The organism is Streptomyces sp. NPDC058470, assembly GCF_042721055.1.
GTDB lineage: Bacteria > Actinomycetota > Actinomycetes > Streptomycetales > Streptomycetaceae > Streptomyces.
On sequence record NZ_JBHXMF010000017.1, the window covers coordinates 117,272 to 141,454 of the forward strand.

General features: G+C 69.2%; 17 protein-coding genes and 1 pseudogene. 7 read left to right on the plus strand and 11 right to left on the minus strand.

All coding sequences use genetic code 11. The annotated features are described in order from the left end of the window. Positions 1-16: 16 nt before the first annotated feature. From ACFWP7_RS15270 to ACFWP7_RS15280, 3 genes are all read right to left on the minus strand, one after another. Positions 17-427, minus strand: a complete 411-nt coding sequence (locus ACFWP7_RS15270) for a PIN domain-containing protein (protein WP_384381517.1) — start codon at positions 425-427, stop codon at positions 17-19. Continuing rightward, on the minus strand, positions 424-645 hold the full coding sequence (locus tag ACFWP7_RS15275) for a type II toxin-antitoxin system VapB family antitoxin (protein WP_172629543.1): 222 nt from the start codon (positions 643-645) through the stop codon (positions 424-426). The genes ACFWP7_RS15270 and ACFWP7_RS15275 overlap by 4 nt, the downstream gene beginning before the upstream one ends. 646 nt (positions 646-1,291) lie before the next feature. After that, positions 1,292-1,564, minus strand: coding sequence for an ATP-binding protein (locus tag ACFWP7_RS15280; protein ID WP_384381519.1), 273 nt, complete (start codon positions 1,562-1,564; stop codon positions 1,292-1,294). Between the two features lie 135 nt (positions 1,565-1,699). Between ACFWP7_RS15280 and ACFWP7_RS15285 the strand changes: the two genes are divergently transcribed. Beyond that, a complete protein-coding gene (locus ACFWP7_RS15285; RefSeq protein ID WP_384381521.1) occupies positions 1,700-2,245 on the plus strand; it encodes a MarR family winged helix-turn-helix transcriptional regulator in 546 nt (181 codons plus the stop codon). Then, positions 2,238-3,086 carry a GRP family sugar transporter gene (locus ACFWP7_RS15290; protein ID WP_384381523.1) on the plus strand — a complete coding sequence of 283 codons (849 nt, stop codon included), beginning with the start codon at positions 2,238-2,240 and terminating at the stop codon, positions 3,084-3,086. The genes ACFWP7_RS15285 and ACFWP7_RS15290 overlap by 8 nt, the downstream gene beginning before the upstream one ends. Before the next feature lie 39 nt (positions 3,087-3,125). On the opposite strand, the gene ACFWP7_RS15295 is transcribed toward ACFWP7_RS15290, so the two are convergent. Both ACFWP7_RS15295 and ACFWP7_RS15300 read right to left on the minus strand, forming a co-directional pair. Next, entirely contained in the window at positions 3,126-3,752 is a 627-nt protein-coding gene (locus ACFWP7_RS15295; RefSeq protein WP_384381525.1) for an aldehyde dehydrogenase family protein, read from the minus strand. Positions 3,753-4,124: 372 nt separating this feature from the next. Continuing rightward, positions 4,125-4,544 (minus strand): hypothetical protein, encoded by a 420-nt coding sequence (locus tag ACFWP7_RS15300; protein ID WP_384381527.1) that lies wholly within the window; start codon positions 4,542-4,544, stop codon positions 4,125-4,127. 110 nt (positions 4,545-4,654) lie between these two features. Here ACFWP7_RS15300 and ACFWP7_RS15305 point away from each other — a divergent pair, with 110 nt between their 5' ends. From ACFWP7_RS15305 to ACFWP7_RS15315, 3 genes are all read left to right on the plus strand, one after another. Next, positions 4,655-7,954 (plus strand): BTAD domain-containing putative transcriptional regulator, encoded by a 3,300-nt coding sequence (locus ACFWP7_RS15305; RefSeq protein WP_384381529.1) that lies wholly within the window; start codon positions 4,655-4,657, stop codon positions 7,952-7,954. 342 nt (positions 7,955-8,296) lie between these two features. Next, complete coding sequence (locus ACFWP7_RS15310; RefSeq protein ID WP_384381531.1) at positions 8,297-9,094, plus strand: HEAT repeat domain-containing protein; 798 nt, start codon at positions 8,297-8,299, stop codon at positions 9,092-9,094. Continuing rightward, positions 9,091-11,244: a PQQ-binding-like beta-propeller repeat protein gene (locus ACFWP7_RS15315; protein WP_384381533.1), complete on the plus strand. Its 2,154-nt coding sequence runs from the start codon at positions 9,091-9,093 to the stop codon at positions 11,242-11,244. The genes ACFWP7_RS15310 and ACFWP7_RS15315 overlap by 4 nt, the downstream gene beginning before the upstream one ends. 129 nt (positions 11,245-11,373) lie before the next feature. On the opposite strand, the gene ACFWP7_RS15320 is transcribed toward ACFWP7_RS15315, so the two are convergent. Further along, positions 11,374-12,024: a response regulator gene (locus ACFWP7_RS15320; RefSeq protein WP_384381535.1), complete on the minus strand. Its 651-nt coding sequence runs from the start codon at positions 12,022-12,024 to the stop codon at positions 11,374-11,376. Continuing rightward, positions 12,024-14,393 (minus strand): histidine kinase, encoded by a 2,370-nt coding sequence (locus ACFWP7_RS15325; protein WP_384381537.1) that lies wholly within the window; start codon positions 14,391-14,393, stop codon positions 12,024-12,026. The genes ACFWP7_RS15320 and ACFWP7_RS15325 overlap by 1 nt, the downstream gene beginning before the upstream one ends. Before the next feature lie 137 nt (positions 14,394-14,530). On the opposite strand from ACFWP7_RS15325, the gene ACFWP7_RS15330 reads away from it, so the two are divergent. Then, positions 14,531-15,655, plus strand: coding sequence for a CPBP family intramembrane glutamic endopeptidase (locus tag ACFWP7_RS15330; protein ID WP_384381539.1), 1,125 nt, complete (start codon positions 14,531-14,533; stop codon positions 15,653-15,655). Positions 15,656-15,889: 234 nt separating this feature from the next. Here the strand turns inward: ACFWP7_RS15330 and ACFWP7_RS15335 are convergent, their stop codons facing one another. Then, positions 15,890-17,848 carry a protein kinase gene (locus tag ACFWP7_RS15335; RefSeq protein ID WP_384381541.1) on the minus strand — a complete coding sequence of 653 codons (1,959 nt, stop codon included), beginning with the start codon at positions 17,846-17,848 and terminating at the stop codon, positions 15,890-15,892. Positions 17,849-18,233: 385 nt separating this feature from the next. On the opposite strand from ACFWP7_RS15335, the gene ACFWP7_RS15340 reads away from it, so the two are divergent. Continuing rightward, entirely contained in the window at positions 18,234-19,055 is an 822-nt protein-coding gene (locus ACFWP7_RS15340; protein ID WP_384381543.1) for a hypothetical protein, read from the plus strand. A gap of 316 nt (positions 19,056-19,371) precedes the next feature. Here the strand turns inward: ACFWP7_RS15340 and ACFWP7_RS15345 are convergent. The 3 genes and pseudogenes from ACFWP7_RS15345 to ACFWP7_RS15355 all read right to left on the minus strand — a co-directional run bounded on the left by ACFWP7_RS15345 (position 19,372) and on the right by ACFWP7_RS15355 (position 23,945). After that, positions 19,372-19,816, minus strand: a pseudogene (locus ACFWP7_RS15345) (PIN domain-containing protein). Between the two features lie 190 nt (positions 19,817-20,006). After that, positions 20,007-20,411 (minus strand): hypothetical protein, encoded by a 405-nt coding sequence (locus ACFWP7_RS15350; protein ID WP_384381545.1) that lies wholly within the window; start codon positions 20,409-20,411, stop codon positions 20,007-20,009. A gap of 462 nt (positions 20,412-20,873) precedes the next feature. Then, complete coding sequence (locus ACFWP7_RS15355; protein WP_384381547.1) at positions 20,874-23,945, minus strand: tetratricopeptide repeat protein; 3,072 nt, start codon at positions 23,943-23,945, stop codon at positions 20,874-20,876. Positions 23,946-24,183: the final 238 nt, after the last annotated feature.

Genomic DNA, 24,183 nt, shown 5'->3' on the forward strand with positions numbered 1-24,183 from the left:
AGGCGCTGAAAACGCCTCAGGCGATGTCGTGGACATTGTGCTCGGTCAGGTCGGATGCGTGCCGGGCAACGGCGCGGTAGTCGGCATCGTCATGGAGGACAGCCAGACCGTGATGGGCCGCGGTGGCGGCGATGATGAGGTCCACCGCCGAGGCACTGCGATGCTCCCCTGCCTGGGCCATACGGTGTTGCACCGCACTGATCCAGCGCCCTGCGTTCTTCGGCACCGACACGTCCAGGTAGAGATCAGTGAACATCTCCGTGATCTCGTCGTACTCGCGTCCGTTCCGAGCGCCGTACAGGAACTCGGCGCGCTGCGCGTAGCAGGATGCGATGGCTCCGGCATCGATCGCGTCGTACCAGGCCGATTGCAGTTTCGGATCGCGGAGCAGCCGGACCAGGCCGGACGTGTCGAGCAAGTAGATCACCGGCTGTGCTTCTCCGCCCGGTGCAGACGCTCGGCGTCCTCGACGGCACCCCACTCACGCGCACGCTCGAAGTGACGGCTGATGCGCGCCGCACGCTCCTGCTGCTCGGCGTAGAAGTGCAGAGCGAGATTGACCGCCTCCTTCTTGGTCCTGACCTTGGACAGAGCCATGGCGCGCTCCAAGGCATCGTCATCGATGTCGATCTGGGTCACAGACATGCGGCACCTCCTACGCAATGTTGGTGATGTACATAGAAGAATACTTCACCAACATACGCGGGTCCACGTCTGAGTGCCGGTCCCGGCATGCGCAGACGCGACGGACACTCCAGATCGGCGCGAGAGTCGATCCGATCCGATCGGCGTAAGAGTCGCGCGCCCGTATGACCCGGCTGCTGGTTGCGCCCGTGCCCACAGCGTGCCCGTAAGAACGGACAACCACGGTCAACAACGATGCGATCCGACCCTCACGAGCACCTCGAAAGGAAGGCATTTACGCAGGTCAAAGCCATGGACCCCACCCAGGCGCCGTCGCTTCCCAAGCTGAGAGTGCGAGTTCGACTCTCGTCACCCGCTCCAGAATTTGCCCCCAGGTCAGCGGCCTGGGGGTTGTTTGTCGTCTAGTCCAATTCGGGGGCGGCGTGCCATGCCCTCCGTGTGCCCTAAACAGGATCAAGGGCTCGTCAGCGCTACTCGCCGCGCCCCTCGAAACCCCGTCGTACGGCAGCGTGTTGGTCTTCAACCAGCCCCACGTATTTCGCAGTATCCAGGACGGTCGCGCAGTGCTCGCACAGTTTCCCGTCTCCGGCCGGTGTCCCGCACACCTTGCAGAACCGGTTGGCTGCAGAGCCTTCGGTCTTCTCCGTCATGACCTCTCCCATGTGTCGGCCACGGCGTCCACGAGGGGCATGCCGCGCCCGCCGCGGCTCTCCGTGCCAGCCGCGCGAGGAACTGGCAGGTCGCCGGACTTGTCGTGCACGCAGGTACGCAGGTACGCAGGTACGCAGGTACGCAGGTACGCAGGTACGCAGGTACGCAGGTAATGGTCGTCACAGATCATCACCGACTGGGCACTGCTGTGGGTGTGCCGGTGCACATTGGTCACCAGCTCGGAGACGGTGAGCAGTACCGCGTCCACGTCTGTCCACGGCGCCCCTTCTCAGTGAGGCGAGTGCGTTCAGCGACGGTCACAAAGCCTCGCCACGGACACCGAACTGGGCCTGCGACGCGGATTGGCAGGTTTACAGCACGTCAGCAGGGCTACGCATGACTCATGCATGACGAATATCGTACGGCGAATCTTTTGGGGGCCGCCGCGCTGGCCCTCAGTGACGTGGTGGTAGCCGAAGCGACCAGGGCCGTCGGCACCAGTTCAAGCGGGGCTGCCGCGCTGGTGGTGTTGTCCACCAACCCCGGCTTGAGCGTCACCGAGCTTGGGCGACGGGTAGGACTGAGTCAATCCGCGGCGGCCCGCATGGTCGGGGGCCTGGAAAAACAGGGACTGATACGCAAAGAAGCCAGTTGGGGAGGGTGGGTCCGTCTCCAGCTCAGCGATCTGGGCGCGCAGGCGGTATACGCTCTCCTCGCTTCCCGGGGCGACGTGCTGCGACAGGCCCTGAGCCGTCTCGACGATTGCGAGCAGGAGCAGCTCGGCCAGTTACTGAGCAAGCTCCTGACGGGACTGTACCGACAGCCTGGTGACGCCGAACGCCTCTGTCGGCTGTGCGACCGGTGTGCATGCGTCCGGGACAGAGCGAGCTGTCCGGTGGGCCAGGCGGACCGGGACCACCGGGTGAGCCACGAGCGTGACCATGGGTGAACTGCTCGCGCTGCTGTCCGCGCTGTGTTTCGGTGTCACGCACTTCGTCAACGGCCTGGTCTCGCGCAGACACAACGGGCTGACCGTGGCATTCCACGCCCAACTGGGCGGCACCGTGCTGGGGTTGCTCCTGGCCCTGTTCCTGGACGCCGGATCCGCCACGCTCGCGGACTACGGGTGGGGGACCCTGTCGGGGGTGGGGACAGGAGTGGGTGTGGCCTTCTTGTACCGGGCGATGTCGCAGGGGGCGATGAGCGTGGTCGTCCCGGTCAGCGACGTCGGAGCCGTGGCTCTTCCCGTCCTGGTCGGGGTGTTTCTCCTCGGGGAACGCCCGGCACTCCCCGCATGGGTGGGGATCGCCGCCGTCCTCCCGGCGCTGTGGTTGGTCTCGCAGAGTTCGCCGAACCCGGACGACAAGCAGCAGGGGACGGTGTCCGCAGGAGTTACCAGTGCCCTGGTCGCCAGCGGGGGGTTCGGTATGCAGTTCCTGGCCATGGCACAGGTGGGCAAGGACAGCGGCTTGTGGCCAGTGGTGCTGAGCCGGGTGGTCTCCGTCGCGGTCATCGCCGTGGTCCTGGGATCCTACGGTGCCGGATGGAGGCTGACGGGACGGCCATGGGCGGCGACGGTGGCGGCCGGCGCCCTGGGCACACTCGCGATCGTGCTGTACCTGGAGGCCACCAGGCAACAGCTCATGGCCATCGCCACCGTGCTCTCCGCCCTGTACCCCGCCATCCCCGTCCTCCTCGCCCTGGCACTCCTGAAGGAGCGCCTGAACCACCGTCAGGCCACCGGCCTGGCCTGTGCCGCGCTCGCCATCGGGCTCATCGCGCTGCGATGAACCCGATGGCCGTCTCGCACCAACGGCCGGCGGATGCGGCTACGAGCCCAGGTAGGTCATGACATGCTTTATGCGGGTGTAGTCCTCCAAGCTGTAGGCCGAGAGGTCCTTGCCGTAGCCGGAGTGCTTGAACCCGCCGTGCGGCATCTCGGCGGCGACCGGAATATGACAGTTGATCCAGACGCAGCCCGCGTCGATCTTCCGGGCCATGGTCATCGCGCGTCGGTGGTCTCGCGTCCAGACCGAGGACGCGAGACCGTACCGCACACCGTTGGCGAGGCGGAGGGCTTCTTCGTCACTGCTGGATGGTTGGACGGTGATGACCGGCCCGAAGATCTCCTCTTGGACAGCCCGGTCCTCCTGCCGCAGGCCTGTCACCACGGTGGGCTGGTGGAAGTACCCATGGACCGGCAGGGTCTCCCCTCCGGTGACCACCTGGGCATGCGAGGGGAGGTTTCGGAGGTGGTCCTGGACCCGGGACAGCTGCGCGGCGCTGTTCAGCGGGCCGAAGAAGACAGTGGGGTCGTCGGGAGCACCGGTGGTAAGACCCTTGACCTCCTGCGTGAGCACCGCCACGAACTCGTCGTGCACCAACTGGTCCACGATGACCCGGCAGGCCGAGGCGCAGTCCTGTCCGGCACTCGTCGTCCCTGTGGCGACGATCACATCACGAGCGATCCTCCAACCCTGCGTCGGGCGCGTGCCCATGGCGTGCCCTCAAGAGCGGTCAACCACGGTGCGAGTTCGACTCTCGTCACCCGCTCCGGTCTGAAACCCCGAGCGCCCATGAGTGCCCATGAGTGCAGACAACCACGGTCAACAGCGGTGCGATCCGACCCTGACGCCCACCTCGGAGAGAGGGTATCTACGCAGGTCAAAGTCGTAGACTCCGCCGAAGCGCCGTCGCTTCCCCGCAGGAAGACGAGTCCGTCGGCTCCCTTGCCCGCGTAGAGCTGCATGTGGAGTCGCAGCTGCGGTCGGGTCCTGCGCCGGCCACACGTGATGTCGTATGTGTGTCTGCCGGCCTCCCGCCCCAGCTCACGGTGGTCCCTGCGTGCTTCCACCAGTGGCGAGACCGCCATGGCGATACCCGCGCCCAACAGCATGGCCGGAAAGGTCGCCCACTCCGTCATTTAGCGACGACCACGGTGATGTGCCCTTCCTCCTTTCCGCGCGGAGCACCGCGCGGGCCGCCCCGAGGATCTCCTCGTCCAGCTCCAGCCCGGAGGCCAGGACCTGGAGCAGCCGGGTCCGCCACACATCAGGGTCCATCTCGTACGCGAGCAGCACCCGTACGCCGTATCCGCCCCGCACACCATCGCCGCCGGCGGACAACCGTCGGCAGACCGCCTCAGTCAGCACGGTGTGGAGGTCCTGGACGACTCCTCGCGAGGTGGCGGTGAGTCCGGCCGCCGCCCCCATGGCCAACGCGGTGGCCACCAACTCCACTTCGGTCACACGGACCCCCTTCGGTTGTGCGGGTTGTGCGATGTCGTGTCCGTCACCATGGCTGGGGGTGCTGCAATTCTGATGAAATTCCGATGACGTAGGGGAGCGGAGGCTTCGAGGTGGACGAAGGATCTCCTCAACTGTTGCGGCTGGAGGTGCTCGGGCCGTTACGGGCATGGCGCGGCGCGACGCCGCTGAAGGTGGGGCCAGTCAAGCGGCAGGCCGTGCTGGCCGCTCTGCTGCTGCGCCAAGGGGTCGTGGTGAGTCATGAGCGGCTGCTCGACGCGGTGTGGGGCGAGGAGCCTCCCGCAGGCGGCCACAAGGTGCCGCCCACGCACGTCAACTCGCTGCGCAGGGTGCTCGATCCGGAAGGCACCCCGCCCGCGGAGTCGGTGATCCGCAGCGGCAAGGGCTGGTACCGCTTCGTCGTCGAGGAGGTCAGGCTCGACACGGCGGATCTGGAAGAACGGGGCGCCGAGGCGCTGCGCACCGTCGCCTCGGGCGACCTGGCCACCGCCGCGGACCAACTCTCCGCAGCCATCGGGCTGTTCCGGGGCGAGCCCCTGGCCGGGCTGCCGGGACCATTCGCGCAGGAGGAACGGCAGCGCCTGGAGGAACGCAGACGGACCTTCCGGCTGGAGCGGCTCAAGTGCCTGATCCTGCTGGGCCGGTTCGGCGATGCCCTCGACGACCTGAGCGGGCTGTCGGCGTCTTCGGCGACTGACCGCTACGACGAGTCGCTGACAGCCTTGCGCATGCGGGCCCTGTACGGCCGTGGACGTCAGGCGGAAGGGCTCACCATCTACGAGGACCTGCGCGTACGACTGCGTGACGAGCTCGGAACCGATCCCGGTGAGGAACTGCGCCGGGTACACCAAGCGGTACTGCACCAGGACGACGCCTTCCTCCTGCGCCCGCCGTCGTCGACGCTCTCCACACCGCGGGAGAGCGCCATACCCGCCGAACTCCCGCACGACACTCCGGGTTTCGCCGGCCGCACCGGCGAACTCGACCGACTCCACTCGCTGCTTGCACCCGCCCCGGCGCAAGGAACGGCGAACACCGTGGTCATCTCCGCCATCGGCGGCGCCGCCGGCATCGGCAAGACCGCACTGGCCGTGCACTGGGCACACCAGGTCCGCGACCGCTTCCCGGACGGCCAGCTCTACGTCAACCTGCACGGCTTCGACCACGACCGGCAGCCCCTCGAACCCGGCGAGGCCCTTGAACTGCTGCTGCGCAGCCTGGGTCTCACGGCGTCGGAGATCCCTCCGCACCACGAAGCCCAGGGCCGCGCGTTCCGGACCCTGCTGGCCGACCGGCGCGTGCTCGTCCTGCTGGACAACGCGGCCTCCGCCGAGCAGGTACGACCGCTGCTGCCCGGCAGCCCGACCTGCTGCGTCCTCGTCACCAGCCGCAACCGGCTCGGCGCCCTCGTCGCTCACGACGGCGCCCACGCCCTGCCCCTGGATCTTCTCCAGCCGGACGAGGCCCGCGCACTACTGAGCCGAGCCCTCGGCACGGAGCGGGTCGACGACGACAAACACGCCGTCGATGAGCTGATCCAGCTCTGCGGCAGCCTCCCCCTGGCCCTGCGTGTGGCCGCCGCCAGGCTCGCGGGCGACCCGGCCCTGCGGACGGCCGACCTCGTCGCCGAGATGACCGAGGGCAACAAGCTGGAGGCACTGGAGCCGGACGGTGACGCCAACTCCCCTTTACGTACGGCCTTTTCGGTGTCGTACCGGGTCCTGGCACCCGCCGCGCGCCGGCTGTTCCGCCTGCTCGGCCTGTTCCCAGGAGCGGAGTTCACCACCGAGGCCGCGGCGGCGCTCCTGGATGCGCCACTGCCACAGGCCCGGCGGCTGATCGGCGCACTGATCTCGGCCCACCTGATCGAACCCGCGACGGTGGGGCGTTACCGGTTCCACGATCTCCTCCGTGAGTACGCACAGCAGTGTGCGCTGGTGGAGGAGGCGACGCCGGACCGTGAAGCCGCCCTCGAACGGCTCCTGATCTGGTACCTGAACGCCACCCGAACCACCGCGGGCACCGGACTCTTTCCGGACCTGCCCTGCAACCTCCATCCCGGCAGACATCCGGGCATGCCGTCGGCCGCCGCTCCCGGACCATGGCTGGATGCGGAACGGGAGAATCTGCTCGCCGTCATCAACCATGCCGCCCACCACGGCCCCCGCCCCATCTCCTGGCACCTGACCTCCGCACTGTTCAGCGACTTCTGGATCCATCTGCCACGGAAGACCTGGCAGACCACCGCGCAGACGGCACTGGACGCGGCCGAGACCGAGAGTGACCTGTTCGGCCAGGCAGCGATGCACTCCAGCCTTGCAGCGGCGCGGTGGGACCGGGGACATGTCCAACAGGCGATGGAACACGCCACACGCGCACTGGAAATCAGCCGGGAGCTCGGTTGGGCGACGGGCGAGGCGTCGGCTCTCGGCCTCAGAGGCATGGCGCGTTGGAGCATGGCGCGCCTCGACGGGGCGCACGACGATTTCACCGCCGGCCTGCGCATCTTCCGTGAGATCGGGCATCGCTACTTCGAAGGTTTCGGGATAATCGGCCTCGGGATGGTCTGCCGGGATCTGGGCCGGCTGCACGAGGCCGCGGACCACCTCGAACGTGCCGTCGCCCTCGCGGCAGAGGTCAGCTGGTGGGACTCCTACTCGGCCCTGCAGATCCTGGGCGGGGTGTACTGGGAACTCGGCCGTCTCACCGACGGACTCGACCTTCTCGGCCCGGAGGTGGCCTCCGGCAAGACGGCCGGTTACCGCAACGGCCACGCGATGATGTTCAACGCCATCGCGAAGATCAATGTCGAACTCGGCCGACACGGCGAAGGGTTGGAGCAGGCCGAGCGGGCCTTCTCCCTGGTTGAGGGCACGAAACGGCACTGGGTTCAGTCCGGCATCCTCACCACGGTCGCCGCCGCCCGCCGACGACTGGGACAGCAGGACGGGGCACTTCAGGCCGGCGAGCAGGCTCTCGCCCTGGCCCGCGAGGCACGATTCAAACGGGCCGAGGCGGACAGCCTCCTGTGCCTCTCCCTCACCCACAAGGAAACGGGCCGGTACGACGAGGCCCGCGCCCACGCCGAGCAGGCGCTGGTCCTGGCCCGCGACCACTCGTTTCGCGTGGTGGAGGGTCAGGCCCTGACAGCCCTGTGCGAGACGGCGGAGGCCGAGGAAGGACACGGCACAGCCGTCGAGCTCGGCCAGGAGGCCCTCGCCGTACACCGCGAGACCGGCCACCGGCTCGGCGAGGCCCGCACCCTCATGGCGCTCGCCCGCGCCCACCTGAAGACCGACGGCGACGCCGCAGAACTGATGAGGCGACAGGCACGGACCATCTTCTCGGACATCGGCGTGCCCGAGACGGAGTACGGGGATCCCGACCAATGACCCCTCCGCAGCCGTGCCCAATCCGGGCCCGTACGGGCGGGCAACCACGGGCAACAGCGGTGCGTGCCTGCACCCTCGGCTGCCACCACAGAGAGCACAAGACCAGGTCAGACGCTACCTGGCTCAGCAAGCACCGTCGCTTCCCAAGCTGAGAGGGCGAGTTCGGTTCTCGTCACCCGCTCCATCATTGAGGCCCAGGTCCGAGACCTGGGCCTTGCTTGTTGTCCAGTCCGGTAAGGGACACACCACGACCGCATCATGGGACGGCGTTCTTGGACGAACGGCCTGCCCGAAGGACGTACGAGTAGCTGGACTGCTCAGTCGATGTCAGACCCTTGCGGAATGATGACGCGCGGAAGCCTGGTCGACCTGCTGGAGCGGCACGGAGTGAACGCCGACCTGATACGGGACCTCGGCAGGCCAGACCGGCACGAGGCAGCAGCGGACGCGTTGGTCACGCTCGGCGCCGGCGGGGTGAAGGAGTTGGTGCGGGAGGTGATGGACGCGGAGTCCCCGGTGGACTGGCGGCCGATCACCGCCGTACTCGGGCGGATCGGGGATGCGGGGTTCGACGGTCTGCTCCAGGGGCTCGTCTCCGCGTCCACCGAGGAGTCCCGCAAGCGAGTCGGCTTCGCGTTCTCCCAGCTCGGCATGGCCGTTCTCGACCTTTACGTCGCGGCCCTCGCACACCCCGTGCCGCTCGTGCGCCGTCAGGGCGTCCGTGGGATCGAACACTGCGAGGAGGCCGGCCGGTCCGCCGCCGTCCTGCTGCCGCTGCTCGGCGACCCCGACCAGGAGGTCGCCCGGCAAGCCCAGGACACTCTGATCCGCAGCGGCGAGCAAGTCACGCACACAAGCGTCACCACACCGGCCCGCCTCATTCTCTGTCCTGGCCGTCCTGGCCGTCCCGGCCGTCCCGGCATCCCCGGCACAACTATCCTCTGGGCGGCCGCAAGTGGAGCCCCCGCTAGGACGGATGCGACGTCGCACGGCACAGGGGCACGGGGGACACGTGTCCCCCGTGGGCACGTGCCCACGTGGGCACCGATCCGTGATAGCCGCGGCTCCGCTTCCGGGGTGGCAGGCCCTACTCTGATCCCCGTGAGGCAGGCAGGCGCTGGGAAGGATGATCGGCGATGACGCCCCTGAGCACCGGGGACCCGGAGTCCATAGGTGGCTACACCCTTCTCGATCGGCTCGGGGCGGGCGGCATGGGAGTCGTCTATCTGGGAGTCTCCGCCTCGGGACGGCAGGTTGCGGTCAAGCTCGTGCACGGGCCGTACGCCCAGGAGGAGGAGTTCCGAACGCGCTTCCGGCAGGAGATCGTGGCAGCGCGCAGAGTGAGCGGCGCCTTCACCGCGCCTGTCGTGGACGCGGACCCGGACGCCGACCGGCCGTGGATGGCGACGCTCTACGTGCCGGGGTTCAATCTTGCCGAAGTCGTGAAGAAGGACGGCCCGTTGAGCCCGCGTGACCTGCGCGCGCTGGGGCTGGGTCTCACCGAGGCGCTACGCGACATCCACCGGGCGGGCCTGGTGCACCGGGACCTCAAACCGGCCAACGTCCTGATGACCGAGGACGGGCCGCGCGTCATCGACTTCGGCATATCGCGCGCTGCCGATAACCAGAGACTCACCGTGACCGGGCGGATGATCGGCACTCCGCCCTTCATGTCGCCGGAACAGCTCTCCTCTCCCCGGGACGTCACCCCGGCCTCGGACGTGTTCTCGCTGGGTTCGCTGATGGTGTTCGCGGCCGTCGGCACAGGACCGTTCGACGGCGACAGCCCGTACCTGACCGGCTATCAGGTCATGTACGAGGCCCCGGACCTCGACGGCGTACCCAAAGCGCTGCTGCGCATCGTGGAGCGCTGCCTCGACAAGGACCCGGCCGCACGGCCGGAACTGGCGGATCTGCATCGCATGCTCCAGGCGCTGCCGGATTCCGACTCCCCTGCGCCCCGGAAGACCAGGGAGTCCGCGAAGTCCCGGCCCCGCCCCACTCCTCAGGGCGCGGCCACCACCTCTGCGGGCGTCGCGACCGGCACCGGCAAGGGACGCCGAGCCCGGAGGGTGCTCGCCGGCCTCGGCACGGCGCTGGCCGTCACGGGGCTGAGTGTCGGGGCGGGCTTCTTCCTGTCAGGCCGGGACACGACCACCGCCTCCGACGTCACCGCCACCGCCACGACGACGGCCCGTGCCGCGTCGCTGCCCGACGGCTGGCAGCCGTGGCGCACCGCCTTGCGGTACGACGTGACGGGTATCCCTCTCGACTACCAGAACCCCGGGTGCGTGGCGGAGGGAAACGCCCTGTTCTGTGGCGGTACGGGCGTCACGGTCGCCAGGGTCGACCCGGCCTCCGGCCGCACCGTGTGGCGGACCGGTACCCGCCCTCAGGGGACGCAACCGATCGGCGTCCGCGACGGGCTGGTCTACGTGTACGAGGATCCGGACGATGCGAACAGGCGCGTAGTGGCCCTCGACGCCGGTACCGGGGACCGGCGGTGGCAACGCGACATCAGCAAGTCCGAGGACGCGGTCCTGTACGACGGCGGACTGCTGACCCTTTCCCCCGACTACTCGTCGTTCGTCGCCTACGGGCCTTCCGGGAAGGAACTGTGGCGGGCGCCCTCGCTGGACGAGTACTGCACTCCGTCGGCGCTGGGAGGCGTCCCTTACGCCCTGTGCTCGGCCGGCACCGAGCCCGGCCAGGCCCCGGTCGAGCTGATGAGGCTCGAAGCCGACAGCCTGACTGAAACCGCCGCCCTGCCCCGGAAGGCGGAAGCGCTCGGTGCCGTCGGCGGGCAACCCGTGTTCCTCGCCCCCCAGACCGCGAAGGACGTGTACGAGGCCGGGTACGAACGGCCTTACAACGCGCTGCTGCGAGTGGTCCCGGAAACCGGGCAGGTCAGACGGATACCGCTGGCACGTCCACTGACCGGCGCGGCCACTCTTGTGGACGGCGTCGTCTACTTCGTCCGGTCCAACGGGTCGGTCACCGCGGTGTCGGCGGACACTGGCAAGCAACTCTGGCAGAAGGCGACGGACATGGAGAGCCTGTCCGCGCCCGCGGTGTCGGCGACGTACAAGCGGGTCTATTTCTCCAACCGCTTCGGCCGCCTGCTGGCACTGGACAGCCACACCGGAGCGGAGATATGGCGGACCTCCGCACTGGACGACCCCGGGGACAAGGCGCAGAACACCCCGCCGCAAGTGCTGCTCGTCAAGGACGCGATCGTGGCGATGGCCGGCGACACGGCCTTCTCCCTGAGTCCGGACGGGCCCACCTGACCGGCCGACAGGTCTGACTCCACCACTGGCACCACCACCGTCACCCCTGTCGGCACCGTCACCCCTGCCACCCCTGCCACCCCTGTCGGTACTGTCGGCACGCGGCGGGGCCGGGCGTGGCTTCCGCGCTCAGGCTGTTCCGCGCGGCCTGACCAGTCCGCTCTCGTAGGCCAGGATCGTGGCCTGTACCCGGTCCCGCAGGCCCAGCTTGGACAGCAGGGCGTTCACATGGGTCTTCACGGTGCCCGTGGTCACTCCGAGGGCGGCGGCGATCCCGGCGTTCGTCAGGCCCGACGCGATATGCAGCAGGACCTCCCTCTCGCGCGGCGTGAGGGAGGACAGCGCACCCGTCACGGACGGCGGCTGCGGGGCGCCCTGGGCGAAGGTGTCGATGAGCCGGCGGGTCACGGTCGGGGCCAGGATGCCCTCTCCGGTGGCGACCACGCGGATCGCGGACAGCAGGTCCTCGGGCAGGACGTCCTTGAGCAGAAACCCCGAGGCTCCGGCGCGCAACGCCTCGTACACGTAGGCGTCGAGGTCGAAGGTGGTCAGGACGAGGACTCGGGGCGGGCGCTCCTGCGCGGTGATGAGACGGGTCGCGGTGAGACCGTCCATGCCGGGCATGCGGATGTCCATCAGGACGAGGTCGGGCGCCTCGGTGGCGGCGAGCGACACCGCCGACGCCCCGTCACCGGCCTCGGCGACCACCGTCAGATCGGGTTCGGCGTCCACGATGGCGGCCAATCCGGCGCGCACCACCGCCTGGTCGTCGACGACCATCACGCGTGTGGTGACGGGAACACCTCCTGGACGGACTCCGGCGGACTCGGCCGGGTCGACAGCAACACCCGTACGGTACCTGCCTGTTCGAGAGTGATACGTCCGGGCCGTGTCCCCACCTGTACCTTCAGGCGTTCGGCCACGGGGCCGGTCACGGCCAGCGGTACGCCCGTCACCGTGACGCGCAGGGTGTCCCGCCGTCGGCGTAGCGTGACCCGCGCCGGCCCCTGGTCGCCCGCGCCGAGCGCCGCCTCTACGATCCGGTACGCCGACAGGGTCACAGCGGGCGGCAGATTCCGTGCGGCCTCCGGCAGGCCCCGCAGCGTCACGTCCCGACCGGCCGCGCGTACGGTCCGGCACAGCGTGTCGAGGTCCGCGGCGGTGGGCGCCGGAGCGAGCCCTGGCCCGGTACCGTCCTCCGACTCACCCAGGCTGTGCAGGAGTTCACGCATGGCGGCGAGTGCCGACCGGGCACCGGCGGCCACCTCCTCCAGTCGCCCCTGCCGGGCCTGTTCGACCAGTCCCGCTGTGGGGTGCAGGACGGCGTCGCGCAACTTCGCCGCCAGCCGGTGCCGTTCGGCGTCCGCGGCCCGTTCCGCATGCCACAGCGCGCCGGCCAGCGCGAAGTCGTCCTGGGCCAGGATCCGCAGCCGTCGGCGCCGCACGGCGAGCCCGGCACCCCACAGGCCGGCGAACACAACGGCGAGCACCACGGCCAACGGCACGAACATCACCACGGCGGCGGGCCACATCAAGTCCTCGCCCGACAACTCGCCGTCCGCGCCCGCCGTCGCCACAAGGGTCCCGGAGAGCGAGACCGCCGCCGCACACCACGCGGGCCAGGTACCGGCGGCTCCCCGGCCGTAGACCGCCACCGCGTACACCGCCAGCAGCTCCACGAGCGCACCGCCGGCGAAGAACTCGGACACCCGCGACGGCAGGCCGACCCCGACAATCGCCGCCGGCCACAGCCACGACGTGGCCAGCACGCCGAGGAACGCCGACCAGGGAGCGCGCCGCCGCCACAGCAGCGGCACCGCGTGCGCGGCCAGCAGCACGGCCACGACGAGCAGGCCGGGCACCGCGGTGCGCAGGCTCGCGCCGGTCCACTCCTCCACGGTGACCAGGGCGAGCAACAGGGGAAGGAGCGTCGCCGTGAACACCAGCGCGGGGTCGGCAAGCCGCTGCTCCCGCAGCACGTCGCGCCGGCCCGCGCCCTCGGGCGGACCCCACGGCCCCGTGACGTCGGGCAGCGTGGCCCGGACCCGCCAGCCACCGCCGGGTGCGGGGCCGGCCGACAGTTCCCCGCCCACGGCCGCGGCCCGCTCCTTCATCCCCGCGACGCCTCGTCCCGACCCCAGGCCGTCGACGCCGCCGACTCCGTCCGGCGCCGCGCCGCGCGGAGGAGCGTTGTCGACGCCCAGTTCCAGGACGCCCTCACCGCGCAGGACGCTGACGTGCGCGGCGGAGCCCGGGGCGTACCGCAAGGCGTTCGTCAGGGCCTCGCGGACGATTCCGTGGACCGCCTCGGCCGCCGGACCGGCCAGGTCGGCGGGGAGCACGGCATCGATCGGACGCCCCAACCGGCCGAATCCGGCGATGAGTTCCTCGACACGCGCGGTCATCGGACGTGGATCCGAACGGTCGACGGCGCGCAGCAGACCGACGAGCCGTTGCAGCGCCGTCAGGGTCTCGGTACCGGTGCGCTCGGCGAACGACAGCGCCTCGGCCGTCAACTCGGGCCTGCTGCCGCCGAGTCTGCGCGCGGCGTCGGCCGTGATGACGACGGAGGTCAGGTGATGGGCGCTCACGTCGTGCAGTTCGCGGGCCAGCCGCCGCCGTTCGGTGTCGCCCGCCCGCCGCCGGATCTCCTCCGCGCCGGCCAGCCGGCTGGCCGCGAGCGACCGCCCCTTGAGCCACTGCCGTCGGGCCTCACCGAGCCCCGCGCAGACGGCGTACAGGAGCGCGCCGAGCACCCACTCCGAGGCGAGCGCGGGCCGGACCCCGACCTGGACGATCGACAGGAACCACTCGACACCCACGGCCGCGGCGAGCGCGCGTACGGTCACGGGCACCGGACAGCGGACCGCGACCGAATACAGCGCGACCGGCGCACCCGCCCCAAAGTAGCCGTCCTGCCAGGCCACTTGGCCCAGCAGGAGAGCGCCGAGGGACCAGGCCAGGGCCCGGACCGGCGCCTGCCGTCGACGGCCCAGCGCGGCCGTCTCGGCGACCACCGCGCCCAGGACTGCGACAAGTGCCGCCGCCCCGGGCACCTCCGCGCCGGCCAAGCCGACTCCGGGCCACAGCCAGGCGATCTGTCCGGCCGCGAGCAGCGCGGGGAGCAGCCAGTTGCGTGTCGTCTCCATCTCGGCACGAGCGTAGGGCCGGGTACTGCGGCGCGACACAGGCCCCAGGTACGAGGCCGCTCTCCACCCTCCGACAGAGGCGCCGTTCGTGCCCGCGGCCGATGTGGGGAATCAGGCCCGCGGCGAGGCTTGTCTCCATGACGACTTCGCTCGCTGCACCGGTACCCGCGCCCCTCCCCGAACTGCTCCCCTACCACCGCATGGCCCGCGCCTCAGCACGCCATCGATGGTGGCGGTCCGTGCTGGGCACCGGGTTCGTGGCCGTGGCGTGCGTGCTCGTGGCCGCGCTGCTCTACGGCCTCAGCTTCGCCCTGGGAACGGCCAGGGGGTACCCCGAAGCCCCCGACGGAACCGTCGAGTTCGGTCCCGTCACAGGCACCGCCCTCGACCTGCTGGTGATCGCCTCCGCCCTGCCCGTCGTCCTGCTCGCGGTGCGCTGGACCGGCCGCCGCCCGGCAGGCACGGTCTCGTCCGTGACCGGCGGACTGCGGTGGCGCTGGCTGGGACTGTGCGTGCTGGCAGCCCTCCTGGTCCTCGCCGTGACCGCCGGGGCCATGCTCCTGCCGCCCATGGACGACGCCACGCCGTCGCGGTGGGCGGGCTGGGAGGTCTTCGGGCCGGCCCTCGCCATGCTGGTCCTCCTGGTGCCGCTCCAGGCGGCCGCCGAGGAGTACGTCTTCCGCGGCTGGCTCACGCAGGCGGTCGGCGGCTTCGTGCGCTCCCCCTGGTGGGCGCTCGTGCCACAGGCCGTGCTGTTCGCCGCCGCCCATGGCTGGGGCACCCCGTGGGGCTTCGCCGACCTGGCCGTGTTCGCGGTGGTCGCGGGCTGGCTCACCGTACGCACCGGCGGCCTGGAGGCGGCGATCGGACTGCACGCCGTGAACAACCTCCTGGCTTTCGGTGTCTCGGCCGCCGTCGTCGACGGCCTGAAGAGCGACGACACCGCCGCGGACGCTTCCTGGCAGCTGGTGGCCATCGACCTGGCCGGCATCGCCCTGTACACGGCGGCCGTCCTCTGGCTGGCGCGCCGCCGCACTCCGACCCGCGCCGTCCCCGCGCCGACACCGGCACCGGCCCCGCCGCCGCTGCCCTTCTCCGCCGCGTATCCCCAAGTCCCCGCCGCTCACGCCCCTCTCCCCTGCGTCCCGGTCCCGGTCCCGGTCCCGGTCCCGTGCACCGAACGCACGGACGCGCCGGATCTGCGCCTGGAGGCGGCTCCGTCCGCTCCTCCGCCCGATGTCGCCGACCGGACGTCGCGCTGACGGGCAGAGCCCGTTCTTCGCAGCCGTGCCCTTGGCATGCCGGTAAGAACGGACAACCTCCCGGGGCCTTGCCGGTTGCTGCTTGCCGACTGCCGGGTTGCCGGTTGCGTACGCACGGTATCTGTACGGCTTCCGCCGACGCTTACTGTGCGACAGCTCCCCACGGGCCCGATGGATGCCTCCGAAGGGCACAAGCCGAGGCCGTGCCTCCGTGCCGTCCCCGGCTCAGTCATGTCACGTCGGGGGCAGTCGCTTTGCGATGTTCTGTACGACGACGGCGGCGAACTCCGTTGCGGCGTCGCACAGTTGGCCGGTCGGCTGCGGAGCGTACACGGTCAGCTGGAAGAGTTCGGTGGTGCGGTCGCCGACCGGGTCCGTGTAGGTGCGGTGCGGGGTCCGTACGGTGCAGCTGTCGTCCTCGGCCTCGTCCGCGATGAAGTAGCTCTTCGAGCCCGCGACGTTCACCGGCGTTCCGTCGTCGGCGTCCAGCGAGTTGTCCTGGCTGAACTGGATCTCCACCGCGCGGTCGCCGTCATCGCTCGACCAGTCGCAGTCCCAGGAACCGAAGCCGCGGTCCCGGTTGTCCACCTCGACGCCGGGAAGCCGCTTGAGCTCGGTGGCATCGAGCAGCGTGCAGGTGTCGAGCCGGGCCAGGGAGTCCGCGGCCGGCGACGACGAACGCCGGGGCACCGGGCCCTCGGCCAGTACGCCGACCACGTGGTCGGTGGCGGCGTCGGCCATCTCGCAGGGGTCGGGCGACGGGGTGTCGAACTGCTTCCCGATGACGCGGACCTGCTTGCCGTCGGTGGTCAGGACGGCCCGTGCGCAGGCCGTCCCGTCGCGCTTGAGCGTCACGACGGTGAGGCTGCCGACCAGGCGGGTGGACTGGATGTCGTCGAAATCGTCCCGGTCCGAATCGAGGTTGACCTGAACATCCGCGTTGTCGTCACCACTGTTGTTGCGCACCAGGACGTCGCACCGGTCGATCTCCCCGTAGTCAGGGTCCAGTGCGGTGTCGCCGAAGCGGCTCAGCGAAGCCGCGTCGAGCAGCCCGCAGGGGTCCGCCGTGCGCTCGTCGCCGATGGCGCCGGCCTGCGCCGTGGCCGACGGTTTCGCGTCGGCCGCGCCGGTACGACTCCCCTTGTCACCTTCGTCCTTGGAGGCCCACGGGCCGAAGACGACGAGACCGGCCGTGATCGCGCCCACCGCGACCACCGCGACTGCCGTAATCGCCAAGGGGTGGCGGCGTCGTCGTCGACGTACGGGCTGTGGCGGTTGAAGCATGAAGGGCGTGAAGTCCCCAGCGCGGCGCAGGAGTCGCGGCAACCGTAGCGTGCGGTCCCCCGTACGGCTGTCGTGCAACTGCTCCTGGATGTACGGGGGTGGGGGCGCCGCGCGCGTCAGGAGCTGCTGCGCTCTGGCGGCGTCGGGCCGACGCCGGGGCTCCACCTCCAGCAGCTCGGTGAGCGGCCCGTCCAGCGGGCCGGACCTGTGCATGGGCTCGATGTGTCCCTCGACGGCCCGGGCCAGATACGCCATGAGGTGTTCGGCCTCCCCGTACGGCGACCGGCCCTCGACCGCCGCGAACAGGGAGGCGCCGAGGGAGAACACGTCGGACTTCTCCCCCGCGGGCTGCCCTTTGGCCAACTCCGGTGCCAGATAGCGGGGTTTGCCGCGCACACTGCCCGGCGCGCTGTGTGTGACGTCGCTCCACAGGGCCCGCGAGATCCCGAAGTCGGTCAGTCTCGCGATGCCTTCGCCGGTGACGAGGATGTTCTCCGGCGTCACATCGCCGTGCACCACGCCCGCGCGGTGGGACTTCACCAACGCGGCGGCGATCTGGCAGCCGATCGACCCGGCCTCCTCGTGCGTGAGCGGGCCGCTCTCCGTCACGATCTGCGCAAGGCTGCGCGAGGGGACGTACTCCATGATGATCCAGCAGGTGGCGCCCTCGTCGACGAAGTCGAAGACGCCCACGATGTTCGGGTGGTGCAGCCGCCCGGCATTGCGCGCCTCGCCCATGAGCCGTCGCGTTGCCCGATCGTCGTCCAGGCGCCCGCACTTGACCGCGACCGGCCGTTCGAGCCGCTCGTCCCAGGCCAGCCAGACGACGCCCATTCCGCCTCTGCCGATGGGCTCCTGCAAGAGATACCGGTCAGCGATCCTGTCCCCGGCCTCCGGCGTCACCAGCACCGCCCCACCCGCCCCGCCCCTCGCCCCACAGCCGACCCTCCTGCCAGGTGACGGAGTGTACTCAGCATGGACTTGGCAGTGATCTGCTTCACCGGACTTCGCGCGGACTCGCCCAGAACCCCCACAGCGCGCCGGGCCGGGAAGAGGAGGAGCGCGCCGAACAGCACACGCCGGTCCCCACCAACGCGCCACCAACGCGCCACCAACGGTGACAACCGGCTTTCACAGCCGATGTGTTGCTGTGTCATGGCTGTGTGACCGCGCTGTTCTGAAGCAAGGACAGGCGTGACCTGTGGGAGCTGAGCCTCCTCATAGTGATCACAGAGCGGGAAGGGGCGGAAACGCCGCCGGCTCCCTGCCACCCCGCCTCCGGAAGGAATCTCCCGTGCTGAACCGCCACCTGCGCCAGGCCATCGTCGCCACCGCCACGCTCACCGCCGGACTGCTGATGACCGCATGCCAGAGCGGCACGGACAACAGCTCGTCCGACAAGAGCCCGACGGACGCGGCAAGCCCGGTGGCGGTCGCGGGGAATACGTCGGACGCCAAGAGCTCCGAGGGCGTCAGCGGCTCGTTCAAGAGCGGCAAGGTCACCTATCTCGCCCCGGGCAAGTACATCGTGTCCGTAGCGGGCAAGGAGGACCAACAGTTCTGGGTCGCCGAAGACACCGAGGTCTACGGCGTCGGCACCATATGCGGCCGGGCCGACTCCAAGGTGGATGCGCCGTGCACGCTGGACCAGTTGGAGGCAGCCCTCAAGAAGGGTGCCGTGAACGCCGACGTGGAGATGAAGAACGGCGCCGCGACCCTGGTGACCGAGCGCCGCGCCGCCCAGCAGGACGCCGACTCCGGTTCCGGCTCCTCCGGGTCGGACTCCGACTCGTCCTCCGGCGGCGACGAGTCGGTCATCGAGGGCATCGACCAGGGCAAGGGTGTCAACGGAACCTGGTTCGGAAACGTGTCCTACCTGGCGCCGGGCAAGTACACCGTCTCCGACATGAAGGGCACCGAGCAGCAGTTCCTCGTCGCCGATGACACCAAGATCATGGGCTACGACGACATCTGCGACGCCGTGAACACCGGGCCGGGCGGCGAGGGCGGCGTCGAGTGCACCGAGGCCCAACTGGAGACGGCCGCCAAGAAGGGCTTCTCCGCCGAGGTGGAGATCAGCAACGGCATCGCGACCACCATCACCGACGACCACTGAGCCGCGGGCCGGCCGGAATGCGGCGATGGGGTGCGGACCGGTGCAGGTGGGCCGGGGGCGCGGAGGCCGCTGCTGCACAGGGCCGATGCCGAGGGACAAGGCCACCGTTCCCGGGCCGCGCCAGTTCGAGATCGGCTGGCCTCCGCGCGGACGGCGGGCAGGATGTCGGCCGCTCTGCGCATCGGCATCTGCGCACTGGCGAAGCGCTCAACGAGTTGGGCGTGCGCAGCGGCCGAGGAAAACCCAGAGGCCGCTCGCTCACTCGCTCTCGCCGTTGCCCTTCTGGCAGAGGCACTTCGGCGCCGGAGTGATCGCTTCAGAGTGGCAGATCCTCCGGCAACACCCGGAAAGCCTTGTGGCGGCCGAGCGGCCGCACGGCACGGAAGTCGCGCCGGTCGAGGGTGAGGATCGCGTCGGTGTCGTACTCCACGGCCACCGCCCCGTTCACCGCATCGGCGAGGTCGGGATCCAGTGCGCCGTAGCGGACGCGGACGGACTGGGCGGCGCCCAGGGGGTTCCCCGTGATCTCGGGCAGGACGACCCGGTCCCGGCTCATCCAACGCCGGAGGTCATCGACCGCGCTGACGGCGACCGCGCGCCCGAGTTCGCGGGTGGCTGCGTGATCGAGTTCCGCCAGCAGGGAACGGGGACATAGCCAGGAGCCCGGCCGCCATGATCGCCTCGTTCGCCGCCCCCTGCTCCGGGTGCGTCGAGGCGAGAGCGGCCAGCAGACCGGAAGTATCCGCAATGACGGCGATCACGCGGCAGCTCCGGACTCCGTCTGGCGCCGGACCACGTCAGCGACCGCGTCACGGACCTCGGCCCTGGACCGTGTACGTCCCGGCCCCTCAAAGGTGCGGGAGACCCCTCCCACGGCCGGTGCCGCCGCGCCCATCGGGCCCCCCGACCTACGGATGGCTGATGACTGATGACTGATGACTGATGAGGGTGCTACCCCTGGCCCGGGACATTGAAGTTGATCCCGGAGAAGTCTCGCCCCTGTACGACCGGGCCGCCCTGACTGCCCCCACTGATGGTATTAGTCGTGTTTCCGTCACCGGTACGCAACAACTGCGCCTGCTGCTGCCATTGCATCAAGTTCGTGCGGAACAAGAGGTCCTGCTCCGCACGGCGCCTCAGTGCCTCGCTGAGCGCCCGCGCTCGCTCCAGGTCGTGGGGAGCTTCGGACAAGGAGGTCAGTTCGTCTTCGCCGGTCGCCGGGTCCGGTGATCCGGCAGCTTCCTCTGCCCGGCCTCCCCTCACCAGCCCGCGCAACGCCTCCCAGAGCTGCAGCCCCATCTGACCGCCCGCCCCGGTCGCCACCGCCGTGAGAAGGCTCGCCGAAATCGGATCCACGCCTGTACCCCCAGTCGTTCCGCGGAGTCGAACGAATCGGAGCGTCATCGTCTCAGAGCCGCCCGCTCACCGGAGCGATCGCCGTCGGCCACATTCGGGAGTCGGTGTCCGGTACCGAGCCACGAGTTGGCGGCAAGTTCCGGACACCGGGCCGTTCATATACTGAGGTTGGTCGGTCCCCCAGGTCCGCTGATGATTGCATATGCAATGCATGTGAATGTAAGTATCGCAGCGGCGTGCAGGTATTTCACGTAGCCATGTACCTTTCAAATTCATGTAACACCGGTCGATGCGCGAAAAACGAGGAAGGCAAAGTCCGACCAGGACCGGTGGCAGCAGCGCCCTCCGAGCGATAATCCTACAGGGTGCCCGGACGCGAGGACGCCTCAATGGCAGCACGACTTAAGTCTGTGCCGGTTTACGCGCGTAACTCTGCGCGCCCGCACGTCTCCCTTTTATTTCCTAGGCAGTAACTTCGCCCCGAAGTTCGGCCAGCAATGCCGCGGCACGGGCCTCCTCGACGGGAGCGCCTATCTGCCGGCTGACCCTCAGGGACTCCTCCAGGTGGGCCACAGCCTGAGCCGTTTGCCCCGCATCCCGTTCGGCCAGGGCCAAGTCGTAGAGCACATCGGCCTCTTCACCGGCCGCGTGGATGGCACGTATTACCTCAAGTGCGGCGACGTGTTGCACCAAGGCCTCCTCCGTGCGTCCGGCCGCACGATGCGCCCTGCCGATTCGCGTAAGCGCGATGGCCTCCGCACGCCGGTCTCCGACGACCCTCAGCACCGGAATAGCCGCACTGTATAACGCGAGGGCTTCATCGGTTCTGCCCAACTCATCGATGACGGATGCCACATTCATTTGGAGCGTGGCTTTGTCTCTCGGATTCCCCATCCGATCCGCCACGACCATAGCCTGCCGATAAGTTATTTCCGCCGCCTCTGGATGCCCAGTTCTCTTGTAAAGTTCCGCCGTATTATTCAGCGCACTATATCTTCCGCGATCATCACTTACCGCCGTGAAGCCGACAAGGGCCGAGGCGAAGCACGCCAGCGCTTCGTCATTCTCCGCAAGGTGGAGGTGAGTTATTCCAAGTAAATTTCTACAGCGCGCTATCCGAAGGATATCTTCCGTTTGCAGTAGAGAACTCAGAGAGTCTTTCTGAAGCGATCGAGCCAGAGCGTACTGGCCTGTCTGCCACATGGAGATCGAGATTTGGTGAATGCATTCGCTCTCCAGTTCCCGGTCCTCCAGAGACCGGGCGACGTCAAGTGCCTCACGCGCGGCCGAGGTGGCCTCGCCGTAGCGGGAGCCGTGGGTGTACACCACGCAGAGGTCGAGCAGGGCTTGCGCCCTGGCCACGCTGTCACCTGCGACGTCCCAATGGGCCGCGGCGCGCCGAAGCAACGGCTCGGCTGCGGCGAGGTGTCCCTCCATGTCCAGGAATCCCGCCAACACATGTACAGCCATGGCGAGTTGACGTTCCGTGCCGTGCTTTACAAGCCAGTCCAGCGTGTCCAGGAGATTGGCCGACTCGGCGATCAGCCACTGTTCTGCCGACTGCGCGTCGACGATTTCCGGAAACGGTGGAGTGGCGGGATCACCGGTATCGAGACCCGTGCGCGAAAGGAAGGGATAGGCGAGCCGGTCGGCCCGGTCCGCAGCATGGACGTAATGATCCACCAGGCTTTGCAGTGCCCGTCGGACGTCGTCCTCGGAATCGGCGTCACCGGCATCGATCAGCGATCGCGCGTAGTCGCGTAAAAGATCATGCATGGTGAAACGGTATGGAATGGGCTCGGACACGAGGTGATGAGCCAGAAGTTCCTCGAGTAAGCGTTCGGCCGTCTCCAGGGAGAATCCTGTGAGCGCAGCGACCGCCCGAGGCCCGAACTCCACCCCCACATGCAGTCCGATACGGCGGAAGACCAGCTGCAGCTCGGCGTTCAGCGCGTTGTAGGAGATCGCGAAGACATGTGTCAACGTCCTTTCCATATCGTGGAGTTGGGCCAGACGGCCACCACCGCCTCCGCCGCCGAGCTGGCGCAACAGGTCGGACGTGGTCCACGAGGGGTGGGCGAGCAACCGGCTCGCGGCAATCTCGACAGCCAGCGGGAGGTACCCGCAGATCCGAACGATCTCCGCCAGGTCCGACGGATCGGTGTCGCGGCCCTTCCCGAGCCGCTCCGAGAGCAGCGCGACCGCGTCCTCGGGCGGCAGCACGTCGAGTGAGACCGGTCGCACTCCGGGCAGTCCGGGCAGCCGACGGCGGCTGGTCACGACGACCGCTGTCGGAGATGCACCCGGAAGCAGGGGACGGATCTGGGCGGAGGACGTCGCGTCGTCGAGGATCACCAGCATCCGGCGGTCACGCGCCACCGAGCGCCACAGCGCGACCAACTCGTCGAGCTCGCACGAGAGTTCCTTTGTGGCCAAACCGACCAGCCGCAGCAGTTCGGTGAGTGCCCGGACCGGAGTCGGCGGTGTCCGGTCGACGGAACACCCGCCCAGGTGCAGAAAGACACGCCCGTCCGGGAATCGCTCCCGTAATCGGTGCGCCAGATGGACGGCCAGGGCCGACTTACCGACACCGCCCATTCCATGGATCGCCTCGACGGTGACGACGTCCGAGACTCCCTGTCCCTCGCAGAGCGCTGCGGTGAGCCGCCGCAGTTCTTCACGCCGTCCGGCCCACGGAACATCGCGCGGCAGATTGTCCGGGATCCGGCGCGTCGGCCGGGGTGTCGTCTTCTCGTCGGCTCCGGCGCGGGAGAACAGGGCCGCCGCCGGGGCCCCCGCCAGGATTCCCTGGTGGACTCGGTGCAGCCCGCGGCCCGCGTCGAGACCGATGTCACGGACGACACGCTGCCGCGTCCGCTGGAGCAGTCTGGTCGCCTCGGCCGTCCGGTTGCTGCCGTACAGGGCGACGGCCAGTCGTTCAGCCAGAGCCTCGTCCACGGGATGTGCCTCGGCCAATGGCAGGAGCACGGGAACGGCGTCGGCGAACTTCCCTCCGTGGAGCAGTATCTCGGCCCTGGTCATGGCGGCCACGAGACCGGTCTCACCGATGGCGGCGCGCAGATGCTCGGCCCAGGATCCGGTGATCCCGGCCAGTGGTTCGCCGTGCCAGAGACCGTCCGCCCGGTCCAGCAGGCGCAGGACGGCTTCCTCGTCGTGGCTGTCTCCGAGAGAACGGGCTCGCTCGACGCAGCTCGTGTAACAGCGCAGGTCGACCTGGTCAGGGTCGACCTCCAGGGAGTACGAGTTCGTACGGCTGACGATCGCGGGTGCGTCGCCCCCGGCGATCCGCAGGGAGCCTCGGATCCGTGAGATGTGGGCGTGGAGCGCTTCTCTCGCCTTGCCGGGCGGATGTTCGTCCCAGATGCGGTGTATCAGCGTGTCCACGCTCACCGTGCGGCCCGCGTCCCAGGCGAGGGCGGCGAGCGTCACCCTCGTTTTTGTCGATCCGAGATCACTACGGCGGCCCGCTGCCCGAATCTCCACCGATCCCGAAAGCCTGATCTCGAACTCCACCAGCGTCCTCCCGCCGGTAGGGCCTGTGAGTGCCCCCGAGCATTCGAGAGTGTCATGAACCTGGAAAGGTCGACCGTATGGGGACGCTACGAGCTCAAAATTGACCGATAAACAGCAGCGTTAGTTCACATCTCGTCGGGAGCGGGGAGTGACTCCCGGGGAGCCGAAAGGAGTTGCGTACGTGGGTGCTTTCTCCTCGGACGGACTGGAGGCGTTGCTGTCGGCCATGGCCGACAGC

Bases quoted from the DNA above. Each gene is read 5' to 3' on its own strand.
- ACFWP7_RS15275 (WP_172629543.1), bottom strand. From the start codon at position 645: ATGTCTGTGACCCAGATCGACATCGATGACGATGCCTTGGAGCGCGCC.
- ACFWP7_RS15285 (WP_384381521.1), top strand. From the start codon at position 1,700: ATGCATGACGAATATCGTACGGCGAATCTTTTGGGGGCCGCCGCGCTG.
- ACFWP7_RS15290 (WP_384381523.1), top strand. From the start codon at position 2,238: ATGGGTGAACTGCTCGCGCTGCTGTCCGCGCTGTGTTTCGGTGTCACG.
- ACFWP7_RS15310 (WP_384381531.1), top strand. From the start codon at position 8,297: ATGATGACGCGCGGAAGCCTGGTCGACCTGCTGGAGCGGCACGGAGTG.
- ACFWP7_RS15315 (WP_384381533.1), top strand. From the start codon at position 9,091: ATGACGCCCCTGAGCACCGGGGACCCGGAGTCCATAGGTGGCTACACC.
- ACFWP7_RS15320 (WP_384381535.1), bottom strand. From the start codon at position 12,024: ATGGTCGTCGACGACCAGGCGGTGGTGCGCGCCGGATTGGCCGCCATC.
- ACFWP7_RS15325 (WP_384381537.1), bottom strand. From the start codon at position 14,393: ATGGAGACGACACGCAACTGGCTGCTCCCCGCGCTGCTCGCGGCCGGA.
- ACFWP7_RS15330 (WP_384381539.1), top strand. From the start codon at position 14,531: ATGACGACTTCGCTCGCTGCACCGGTACCCGCGCCCCTCCCCGAACTG.